The 10,236-nt window shown below is 56.1% G+C and carries 10 protein-coding genes, 4 tRNA genes and 1 other annotated feature; of the genes, 13 read left to right on the top strand and 1 reads right to left on the bottom strand.

What is annotated here, in order from left to right:
* The 12 genes from HPY58_12905 to HPY58_12850 form a co-directional block, all read left to right on the top strand.
* Positions 1-948 (top strand): thiazole biosynthesis adenylyltransferase ThiF (locus HPY58_12905; GenBank protein NPV30517.1); only part of this gene is annotated, 948 nt, incomplete at its 5' end.
* Positions 949-953: 5 nt separating this feature from the next.
* Entirely contained in the window at positions 954-2,105 is a 1,152-nt protein-coding gene (locus HPY58_12900; GenBank protein ID NPV30516.1) for an aminotransferase class V-fold PLP-dependent enzyme, read from the top strand.
* 434 nt (positions 2,106-2,539) lie between these two features.
* Positions 2,540-2,753: a binding site (T-box leader), on the top strand.
* 50 nt (positions 2,754-2,803) lie between these two features.
* A complete protein-coding gene (gene cysE, locus HPY58_12895; GenBank protein NPV30515.1) occupies positions 2,804-3,499 on the top strand; it encodes a serine O-acetyltransferase in 696 nt (231 codons plus the stop codon).
* A complete protein-coding gene (locus HPY58_12890) occupies positions 3,468-4,970 on the top strand; it encodes a cysteine--tRNA ligase (protein ID NPV30514.1) in 1,503 nt (500 codons plus the stop codon). Before cysE ends, HPY58_12890 begins: the two co-directional genes overlap by 32 nt.
* A gap of 33 nt (positions 4,971-5,003) precedes the next feature.
* Positions 5,004-5,714: an FAD-dependent thymidylate synthase gene (locus HPY58_12885; GenBank protein ID NPV30513.1), complete on the top strand. Its 711-nt coding sequence runs from the start codon at positions 5,004-5,006 to the stop codon at positions 5,712-5,714.
* The gene (gene rlmB / locus HPY58_12880; GenBank protein NPV30512.1) at positions 5,689-6,432 is read left to right on the top strand and encodes a 23S rRNA (guanosine(2251)-2'-O)-methyltransferase RlmB; all 744 of its coding nucleotides are present in this window, start codon (positions 5,689-5,691) and stop codon (positions 6,430-6,432) included. The genes HPY58_12885 and rlmB overlap by 26 nt, the downstream gene beginning before the upstream one ends.
* Positions 6,433-6,469: 37 nt before the next feature.
* Positions 6,470-6,982 carry an NYN domain-containing protein gene (locus tag HPY58_12875; GenBank protein NPV30511.1) on the top strand — a complete coding sequence of 171 codons (513 nt, stop codon included), beginning with the start codon at positions 6,470-6,472 and terminating at the stop codon, positions 6,980-6,982.
* Between the two features lie 259 nt (positions 6,983-7,241).
* Positions 7,242-7,886: an RNA polymerase sporulation sigma factor SigH gene (gene sigH, locus HPY58_12870; GenBank protein ID NPV30510.1), complete on the top strand. Its 645-nt coding sequence runs from the start codon at positions 7,242-7,244 to the stop codon at positions 7,884-7,886.
* 133 nt (positions 7,887-8,019) lie between these two features.
* Positions 8,020-8,096: transfer RNA gene (locus HPY58_12865), tRNA-Thr, on the top strand.
* Between the two features lie 36 nt (positions 8,097-8,132).
* Positions 8,133-8,217 (top strand) — tRNA-Tyr (locus tag HPY58_12860).
* A gap of 3 nt (positions 8,218-8,220) precedes the next feature.
* A tRNA-Met gene (locus HPY58_12855) sits at positions 8,221-8,296 on the top strand.
* 1 nt (position 8,297) lies between these two features.
* Positions 8,298-8,373: transfer RNA gene (locus tag HPY58_12850), tRNA-Thr, on the top strand.
* Between the two features lie 91 nt (positions 8,374-8,464).
* Here HPY58_12850 and HPY58_12845 read toward each other — a convergent pair.
* On the bottom strand, positions 8,465-8,728 hold the full coding sequence (locus HPY58_12845; protein ID NPV30509.1) for a hypothetical protein: 264 nt from the start codon (positions 8,726-8,728) through the stop codon (positions 8,465-8,467).
* A gap of 149 nt (positions 8,729-8,877) precedes the next feature.
* On the opposite strand from HPY58_12845, the gene HPY58_12840 reads away from it, so the two are divergent.
* Positions 8,878-10,236, top strand: a 1,359-nt coding sequence (locus HPY58_12840) for a copper amine oxidase (protein ID NPV30508.1), incomplete at its 3' end; no start/stop codon positions are given.

Below are 10,236 nucleotides of genomic sequence, written 5' to 3'. Positions count from 1 at the left end.
CAGTCAAGGGTGGTGGTAATCGGCCTGGGAGCGCTGGGAAGCAACATTGCGAATATTCTCGCCAGGGCCGGGGTGGGTTCCCTTTGCCTGGTGGACAGGGATTTTGTCGACTGGACCAATCTCCAGAGACAGGGGCTTTACGAAGAGGAGGACGCCGCAAACTCCCTGCCGAAAGCGGTTGCGGCTAAAAACCGGCTGGCACGGATAAATTCGGAGGTTGATTACGAGGTTGTCGTTGATGACGTAAATTCCGGGAACGTCGAAAAGATTATTTCGGGCGCCACGGTGGTGCTCGACGGGCTTGACAACTTCTACACAAGGGCGCTGATTAATGAGGCCTGTGTAAAAATGGGGATACCCTGGATCTACGGCGGCTGTATAGCCACGTATGGCAGTACAGCCACCTTCGTCCCGGGGATCACCCCCTGTTTCAACTGCCTCTTTCCCGGGGTGTCGGGGCACACCTCGCCGTTTACCTGCGACACTGTCGGAGTGTTGGGTCCGATCGCTTTTATGGTTGCGGCCTGGGAAGCCTCGGAGGCTTTGAAGATACTGGTTGGGAAGAAAGATCAGGTGTCGCGCGGCCTGACCTTCATCGAGCTCTGGCATAACAGCGTTACCATCGCTCCGGTGGAACGGCTGCAGGGGTGTCCTGTCTGCGAAAAAAAAGAGTTCACTCTGTTGAACCGCTCGGGCGACCTGATGACCACATCCCTCTGCGGGCGGAAAGCGGTTCAGGTGGTGCCGGCAGGGAGCACCAAAATTAACTTCGAGCTGACCCTGGAGACGCTGAGCAAGATCTTCCGAGTGGAGCATAATGCCTACCTGCTGAGGTTTCGCTGTGGGGAATATGAAATTGTTCTTTTCCGTGACGGCAGGGCGATTGTTTTCGGAACCGAAGATCCCCAGGTGGCCAGGAGTCTTTACGGGAGATACATAGGAGGGTAACCGGAGTGGACGGCCCATTCGTATATCTCGACAATGCTGCCACCACGTGGCCGAAGCCGGAATCTGTTTATAAAGCGGTGGACGAAACGCTGCGGAAGTTCGGGGCCAATCCCGGCCGTTCCTCGCACCATATGTCCCAGCAGGCCGAGCGGATCATTGCGGACGCCAGGCATGCAGTAGCGAGGTTCTTCAACGCCCCTTCCCCCGAGCACGTGGTCTTTACCCTCAACTGCACCGACTCCCTCAACATTGCCCTGAAGGGGCTGATAAAACCCGGGGACAGGGTGGTTACCGGCCCTTACGAGCATAACTCGGTGATGCGGCCGCTCCGCACCCTGCAGCGTTCGGGGGTGTCCGTGGCGGTGGCCCGGGGAACCGCCGATTTTCAGATCGATCTCGATCACTTCCGGGAGTTATGTCAAGGCGGCATCGACTTTGCCGTAATTTCGCACGCATCGAACGTAACCGGATGTCTCTCACCGGTGCGGGAAATCGCCCGGATCGTGCACGAGCGGGGCGGTATCCTGATTCTGGATGCCGCTCAAAGCGCCGGAGTGGTTGAAGTGGATATGGAGAGGCTGGGGATCGATATACTTGCTGCCCCGGGACATAAAGGCCTGTTGGGCCCCATGGGAGTGGGGATTTTGATCCTCGGGAGGGATATCCCCGTCGATCCCTTCCGGGAGGGGGGAACGGGCATCAAGTCTGAAGGCGATTACCAGCCGGAGGAATTACCGTGGCGCCTGGAGGGGGGAACCGCCAATCTCCCGGGAATCGCCGGGCTGCTCGCCGGCATCCGCTTTATTGAGTCGGTGGGGATTGACTCCATCGCAAGCCATGAAGCCGAACTTGCCCGGCAGCTGGTGGAAGGCTTAAAGGGAGTGGACGGGGTGCGGCTGTTCTGTGATCCCTTTGGGCCGAAAACCGGTGTTGTTTCCTTCACCCTGGATGCAATGGACGTCGCCCTTGCGGGAACGATTCTTGATCAGGCTTTCAAGATCGGGGTGCGTACCGGACTCCACTGCGCTCCGGCGGCCCATAAAACGCTGGGAACGTTTCCGGCGGGTACGCTGCGGGCGAGTTTCGGCTATTTCAACGATGAAAGCCATGTGGAGCGGCTTGTCACCGCCGTAAGGCAGCTTTCAAAAACCGGTTAGGATAATAAACCCGGTTAGGCCCCCAGACCCGATTTCTCCGTAAATAATATTTTACCGGTTCTTCTCCAGGTTTACCGGGTGTTGCCCGGCATTCTTTTTTTATTTTTAACATATTTCCTTCTCGGAAAGTGGTGATCGCTTGTTAATCCTGGGAATCAACGGGAGCCGGCCCGGTATGGCTACCGCGTAACACGGCAAACGGGCAAGCCATCTTCGCCTTACGACAACCCGGCAGGGGGATGCCGTGGGGAGACTATCGCCTTCTACCCTAACAAGCAGATCACCACCGGCGAGGAGGGATCCAGGTAATTTTCTCCAATTCCGTCTGGAAAACAGTTTGGAAATTTCTGCGGCGGGTCCGGCTGGCGGGGTTGACAGTCGAGCAAGAGATCCAATATAATTATCCCAAATATTCGTCGGGTGAAATCAAACAGGCAAAGACGAGGAACGGGAAGAGTAAGTACCGGCTCCCCCAGAGAGGAACCGCCGGCGGCTGGAAGCGGTTCTGGTCAAGCGGTACCGAAAGTGCGCCCGGGAGTTGTGGCGCCGAAAACCGGTAGGCGCCAACGGTTCGACCGTTAGCAGTTTCAAGAGGGGTATCTTGCCCAAGCAGAGTGGAACCGCGGAAGGGATCCTTTCGTCTCTGGGAGGCGAAAGGATTTTTTAGTTTCAAGGCAGAATTTTGAGGAGGGGGAGATGTGGGGTTCTTACGGCGGATTAAAAGGGATATCCAGGTCATTTTCGAGCGCGACCCGGCGGCGAAAAGCGTTTGGGAGGTCATCCTGTGTTACCCTGGTTTTCATGCCCTTTTGCTGCACCGGATTGCCCACTGGCTCTACCGGAAGAACCTGGTTCTGCTTCCTCGCTTGATCTCTCAGTTCAACAGATTCCTGACCGGCATCGAAATCCATCCGGGCGCTAAAATCGGTGAAGGTCTTTTCATCGATCACGGGATGGGTGTGGTGATCGGGGAGACTGCCGAAATTGGCGATAATGTGACGATATACCAGGGGGTTACGCTGGGGGGAACCGGCAAGGAAAAAGGGAAGCGCCACCCCACCATCGGCAACAACGTGGTGATCAGCGCCGGAGCAAAGGTGCTTGGCTCCCTTACGGTGGGAGATAACGTGAAAATTGGCGCCGGTTCGGTGGTGCTCAGGAACGTACCGCCCAACTGCACTGTGGTAGGAGTTCCGGGAAAGGTTGTGGTTCGGGACGGGCGGAAAGTTGCGGACGCCCAGCCTGATGCCATCGACCTCCAGCACCACCTCCTGCCCGACCCTGTAGGGGAAATGATCCTCTGCCTGCAGCGAAAAATTGCCCGCCTGGAAAACCGGATCGAAGAACTGGAGGCGAAAATCCATGAGTCTCAGGGTCTACAACACGCTCACTAAGCAAAAGGAGGATTTTATTCCGGCATCGCCGCACCAGGTTAAGATGTACGTGTGCGGCCCCACTACCTACGACTTTATCCATCTCGGAAATGCCCGCGCCCTGGTTGTCTTCGATACCATCAGGCGGTATCTGGAGTACAAGGGCTACCGCGTTTTGTATGTCCAGAATTTCACCGACATCGACGATAAGATCATTGCCCGCGCAGCTGAGGAAAATGAAGATGCGCTGGAGCTTGCGAACCGGTACATCAGGGAGTATTATCGGGATGCAGATGCCTTGAGGGTTCTGCGCGCCGATGTCCACCCCAGGGCGAGCGAGCACATCGCCGAGATGATTCAAATGGTGGAACGCCTCCTGGAAAAGGGAATGGCCTACCAGGTGGATGGCGACGTTTATTTTAGCATCCGCCAGTTTCCGGGATACGGGAAGCTTTCCGGGCGGACGCTGGAGGAGATGCGGGCCGGGGCGCGGGTTGAGGTGGACGCGCGCAAGCGCGATCCGCTGGATTTTGTCCTCTGGAAGGCCGCAAAACCGGGGGAGCCGGCCTGGGAAAGCCCCTGGGGCAGGGGAAGGCCCGGGTGGCACCTGGAATGTTCGGCGATGTCTTTAAAGTACCTGGGCTTCGGCTTCGATATCCACGGGGGTGGAAGCGACCTGATTTTTCCCCACCATGAAAACGAGATCGCCCAGGCCGAGGCCTATGCAGGCGCTGCCCCATTTGCCCGCTACTGGATTCACAACGGCTTTGTTACCGTTAACGAAGAAAAGATGTCAAAGTCGCTGAGGAACTTTTTTATCGTGAGGGACCTCCTGCAGGAGTGGCCCCCTGAAATCGTGAGGTTTTTTCTCCTTTCAACCCACTACCGGAGCCCCCTTGACTTCAACCTGGAGCAGCTGGAGCAGGCGCGCCGGAGCTACAGCAGGCTCCGCAACACCCTGGAACTCTTGGAAGAAGTAACGGGGAAGCAGGAGGTGGTTCCCGCAGGGAGGCTCTCCCGGGAGGCGGTTGCCTTTCGGAGCCAGATTGTGGCGCGGGTCGAGGAGTTCGAAACGGCCATGGATGACGACTTCAACACCGCCCTTGCGCTGGCCGCGCTTCACAACCTGGGACGGGATGTGAACGGTTTTATCAACCGGGAGGATTTCAACCCGACCCCTGCTGTGATCCACGTCCTCGTCCGGGTCCGCCAGTATTTTATCCGGCTGCTGGACCTGCTCGGTCTTGTGCCTGGGGAAAGCAGGGAACTGGGCAGCGAATACTATCCCGCACTCAAGGAGGCGGCAGTTGGGGTTCTTCCGGAGCCCTTGCCTGCGACGCCGCAGGAGCTTCTGGCGGAGCTTTTAAAGGCGCGTGAAGAAGCGCGCCGCCAGAAAAACTACCAGGCGGCCGATGCCCTCCGGGAGACCCTGCGGAAGATCGGAATCATCCTCGAGGATACGCCCCGGGGTGTCCGCTGGCGCCTCGTTTAGGGGGAGCCTGAGCTGGAGATGCAGGTGGAAGGTATGAAAGTCGAGTTATTGAGTTACACCCCGGAACCTGAAGCTACCGTAGCCGCCGCGGCGCGCCTCTGCTACACCGCGCGGGGCGCCGCGGAATTAAAGGAAAATTTGAGTCGTGCCGAAGTTGTCTCCCTGCTCCGGAAGCTGGTTGCGGTTGGCCACCTTTCCCCTGCCGAGCATGCCAGCTTCACTTTTGCCATCGAGGGCGTCAGCAGGGCTCTTTCCCACCAGCTGGTACGCCACCGGATTGCTTCTTATTCCCAGAAGTCCCAGCGCTACGTGGATGAGCAGAATTTTTCGTATATCGTTCCTCCCACAATTGCTGCCGACCCGGAAGCCCTTGCCCTGTTCCGGGCAAAGATGGAGGAAATCCAGGCCGCTTACCGGGAGCTGGCAAAAAAAGTGCCCCGCGAGGATGCCCGCTACCTGCTTCCCAATGCCGTCGAGACAAAGCTGGTCTGCACCTTCAACGCCCGTTCCCTGTTTAATTTTTTCCGCCTCCGGTGCTGCATGCGCGCCCAGTGGGAAATCCGCGCCCTGGCGCTGAAGATGCGGGAGGAGGTGCGCCGGGTGGCGCCGGTGCTCTTTGCCCTTGCCGGCCCCTCGTGCGAGACTGAAGGGATCTGCTGGGAGGGGGAATTTTCCTGCGGAAGGGCTCGGGAAGTCCGGTGCCGGGAGGTTCCAGATGATGGAAGAGACGATCTGGGGACGTAACCCGGTTCTGGAGGCGTTAAAAGCAGGCCGCCCCTTAAATAAAATTCTCGTCGCGCGCGGAAGCCGCGGGAATGTTCGGGAGATCGTTGCGGAGGCGCGCCGCCAGGGAGTTCCGGTGCAAACCGTTGAGCGGCAGGTTTTAGATTTCCTGACAAAGGGCGGCGTGCACCAGGGGGTGGCGGCTTACTCCAGCCCGAGACCCTACGCTGCCGTAGAGGAGATCCTTGCGCGGGCTGCAGCCCTGGGGGAGGATCCCCTCGTCCTGATCCTTGCCGGATGGGAGGACCCCCGGAACTTTGGGGCGGTCCTCCGCAGCGCCGAGGCTGCCGGAGTGCACGGCGTTGTTATCCCTGCCCGGAGGGCCGTGCCGCTGACCGGTGCTGCGGCGAAGGCTTCGGCAGGAGCCCTCGAACATCTCCTCATCAGCAGGGTGGTTAACTTGAAGCAGAGCATTTCCGATTTGAAAGATGCCGGCCTCTGGGTGTTTGGCGCCGACCCCGGGGCCAGTCTAAACTGTTACGAGGCAGATTTAACCGGCCCCCTTGCCCTTGTTGTCGGAGGGGAGGGAAAAGGTTTGGGCCCCTCGCTTTTGAAGGTTTGCGACTGCCTGGTCCGGATCCCCATGCGGGGGAAGGTCTCGTCTCTGAATGCAGCGGTGGCAGGATCGATTCTCCTTTACGAAATCCTGCGCCAGCGGACCGCGAAGAAACCTGTTTGAAAGGGAAGGGCGTTTCATCCTGGAGGGCACTCTTTTAGTGGACGGTTATAATATTTTAAATGCCTGGCCTGAACTGGCTCTCCTGAAGGAGGAGGACCTCGCCCACGCGCGCGAGCGGCTGGTCACGATTTTGAGCGAGTTTCACGCCCTCTCGGGAATCCGGGTAATTCTGGTTTTTGATGCCCATCAGGTGGAGGGGGGAACGGAGAGGCGGGAAGAATGCGAAGGGATTGAAGTAATTTTCACCAGGGAAGGGGAAACCGCCGACCAGTGGATCGAGAGGTTCGTTGCCCAGCGCAGGATTCACCCGCAGCGCGAGGCCCTTCCTCTTTTTGTGGCCACCTCCGACTGGCTTGAGCAGCGGATTGTCTCCGCCCAGGGCGCCTGCCGCATTACTCCTTCCGAGCTTCGCCGGGAAATCCAGAGGCTGAAAAAGGAAAGAAAAGAACTTTTGCGTGAATCCTTTGACTGCGTTCCCCTGGACAACCATTTGCCGGAGCAAATGAAAAGGATTTTTGAGGGCTGGCGCCGCCGAAAATTTAAGGAATAGGAATGCAGTATACCTTGACTTTAACCTGAAGTTTTCGTATAATTGGTCTTGGTATTGCGGACAAGCCAAAATCAGAGTGTTCCCACAAAGTAAAGTCTGCCGTCAACGCCTCCATTTTTTTTCTTAGAAAGATAATGGACAGGCGATTTTATTTGGCTTGGAAGCTTGTGAAGAATTTCTTGTGGTTTTTCAAAATTTTAAAAACTGAATAAGGGCCCATGTACACACCTTGAAATCTCTCACGGAGGCGATGTTCGGAATGGGTAATCTCGCGCAGCGAGAGACATGTGACATGTACCAGTTTATGGCAGACGAAGATGTAGTAGAACTTGCCAAAGATGGAGATGACGTCGCCCTAGAGCACCTGATTAACAAGTATAAAAATTTCGTCCGGGCAAAAGCAAAATCATACTTTTTAATTGGTGCTGACCGAGAGGATATCATTCAGGAGGGGATGATCGGGCTTTATAAGGCGATTCGGGACTTCCGGTGCGATAAGCTTTCTTCATTCCGGGCCTTTGCAGAACTCTGCATCACGCGGCAGATTATTACGGCCATCAAAACGGCAACCCGCCAGAAGCACATACCTCTTAACTCCTATGTTTCCCTGAATAAACCCATTTACGATGAAGACTCAGACCGGACATTGCTTGATGTGATTTCCGGCTCAAAGGTAAGCGATCCGGAAGAACTCATCATCAGCCGTGAGGAATTCGATGACATTGAAGAAAAGATGGGAGAAATCTTAACTTCTCTGGAGTGGAAAGTGTTGATGTCGTATCTTGAGGGGAAATCGTACCAGGAGATGGCCTCGGACTTAAAAAGGCATGTGAAGTCGATCGATAACGCCCTCCAGCGGGTGAAGCGGAAGCTGGAACGTTATCTGGAAAGGCGCGAACACTAGATCGAGCAGGGAAACAGGTTAGTCCTGGTTCGCAGCCAGAAGAAAGCAAATCTATTGTGAGAGCAAAAACCCCGAGCGACTTGATCTGCCGGGGATTCCTTTGTATAATAGAAGGTGCTGAAACTTCCTTCATGCCGGCGTAGCTCAACAGGTAGAGCGGCTGACTTGTAATCAGCAGGTTTAGGGGTTCGAGTCCCCTCGTCGGCTCCATAATGATCACTCCATAATAGCCAATATTACAAACGTGGAGGGGTTCCCGAGTGGTCAAAGGGAGCAGACTGTAAATCTGCCGGCGCAGCCTTCGCAGGTTCGAATCCTGCCCCCTCCACCATACCGCGGGGTGGAGCAGTTGGTAGCTCGTCGGGCTCATAACCCGAAGGTTGCCGGTTCGAATCCGGTCCCCGCAACCATGCCCACATAGCTCAGTAGGTAGAGCGTCGCCTTGGTAAGGCGGAGGTCACCGGTTCAATCCCGGTTGTGGGCTCCAGCGATAAACCTAAGTCCCGCAAACTTTTGCGGGACTTAATTTTTTGCCGGGGGCCACATAAACATTCACTTGGGGACAATTTGGGGGCAGCTCACGGTGTTCCCCTGCACTTAGTCAGGATGCTGTCCATTTTATCGGCGGCATCCCCATCGGCACTCTTCAGGGCTTTGGCGTAGATGTTGATGGGGCAGGACTTGTGGTGCTTTTTTAATCCTGCGCGGGATGCTGCGGCAGGAAAAAGTTTCATATTGGCGAATAGTACAACGCGGCAGCCGCACCGGTGCCGGGCGGTGGGGCCGCGAAGCAGGCCAGCAGTACAAACTATACAGGCAGCGCCCGGTCGAAGGTCTTCCACCTTCCCGCCTGCGAGTGCTTCCCGCCTGCGAGTGGGCGCAGAAGATAGCGCCGCAGAACCGGGTGGAGTTTAAGACCGGGGAAGAGGCCCTGAGTACCGGGTACAGGCCGGGCAAGGTGTACGGGCCGTAAAGGGAGGCGATGAGAAGGATGAGAAAACCTGCCATTTTGCTTGTTGTAGCAATAGTAGCAATAGCAATGCTTTTTATTTTTGTTTCTCCTGCTCGGGCCGGTGGTGGAAATACTGCAGTTTTCACAATAGGCAAAAACTCGTATTTGCTGAACGGTAATACTGTTGTCATGGATGTTGCTCCGTACATTAAAGAAGGGAGAACATTCCTGCCCCTGCGGTTTGCGGCAAACGTGGCAGGTGTAGCTGACGACAACGTCCTGTGGGATGCCACAACTGGTAAAGTCACTGTTATTAAGGGTGATCGTGTTGTTCAGTTTACCATAGGCAGCAATATAATGCTGCTGAACGGTGCAGCTGTAACCATGGATGTTGTTCCTGAAATCGTTACAGGCCGGATCATGCTGCCGATCCGCTGGCTGGCAGATGCTCTTGGCGTGGCCATAGAATGGGATCCTGCATCTCAAACTGTTGTGGTTAGAGTTCCTGACGAAACAGGCAAGACGGGGTCACTTCCGGCCGGCAATAAACAGGAAGGGGCGCTTGAGGAGCCTGCTGCGAACTATAAGGCAATTGTAAAAGAGTACAGGTGGCACGATAAGCAGGGCAACGAATGGACGTGGCGGGTGCCCATTCCGGAAGAGATGTACCGGTATTACGGAAGCCAGCCCAGGATCCACGAACGCGTTTTGAAAGAGTACCTGGAGCGGCTCAACAACCTGAAGCAGCAAGCGGAAGAGCTTAAGCGTTACATGGATTTCTGGTATCAACAGTGCAGGATTTTGCCAGGTGATTCTTACTACGAAGCCTGGCGAAAATACCAGGCGTATATGAGCGCATATTATGAAGCTCAACGCGATCTAGACCGGATCTGGTCGGAATACCTGGAACTGCAGCGATTGTACCGGGAAGCGGAGTACCGGCGGATGCTTGACGGATATGTGCCTTACGTGACGGAAGAGAAAAACAGCGAACTGGTGAGAACCCTGGCCGGAGCAATTGCCGAAAAAGCGCCCCGGACTCCCAGAGAGAGAATAGAGTTTGCGGCGGCGTTCGTCCAGGAAGCAATACCCTACGTAAGCGAAAAAGGAGAGTACCCCAGGTATCCGGTTGAGACGCTGGTGGATGGCGGTGACTGCGAGGACAAATCTATCCTGCTTGCCGCGATTCTTAAGGCGATGGGTTACAGAACAGCGCTTCTGGTTTTCAGCGGCAACCCCGGCCACATGGCAGTGGGGGTGGAGTGCCCGGACTGCTGGGGAAGCTATTACCAGAAGGATGGGGTCAAGTACTTCTACCTTGAGACCACTAAACCTGGCTGGCCACTCGGCGAGATTCCGCCGGAATACCAGGGAAAAGGCGCGCTGGTTTATGTTGTT

The sequence above is a fragment of the Bacillota bacterium genome, from assembly GCA_013177945.1.
GTDB lineage: Bacteria > Bacillota > DSM-12270 > Thermacetogeniales > Thermacetogeniaceae > Ch130.
This window is presented reverse-complemented; position numbering and strand designations above follow the sequence as displayed.

Bases quoted from the DNA above. Each gene is read 5' to 3' on its own strand.
- sigH (NPV30510.1), top strand. From the start codon at position 7,242: ATGGGTAATCTCGCGCAGCGAGAGACATGTGACATGTACCAGTTTATG.
- HPY58_12890 (NPV30514.1), top strand. From the start codon at position 3,468: ATGAGTCTCAGGGTCTACAACACGCTCACTAAGCAAAAGGAGGATTTT.
- rlmB (NPV30512.1), top strand. From the start codon at position 5,689: ATGGAAGAGACGATCTGGGGACGTAACCCGGTTCTGGAGGCGTTAAAA.
- HPY58_12885 (NPV30513.1), top strand. From the start codon at position 5,004: ATGAAAGTCGAGTTATTGAGTTACACCCCGGAACCTGAAGCTACCGTA.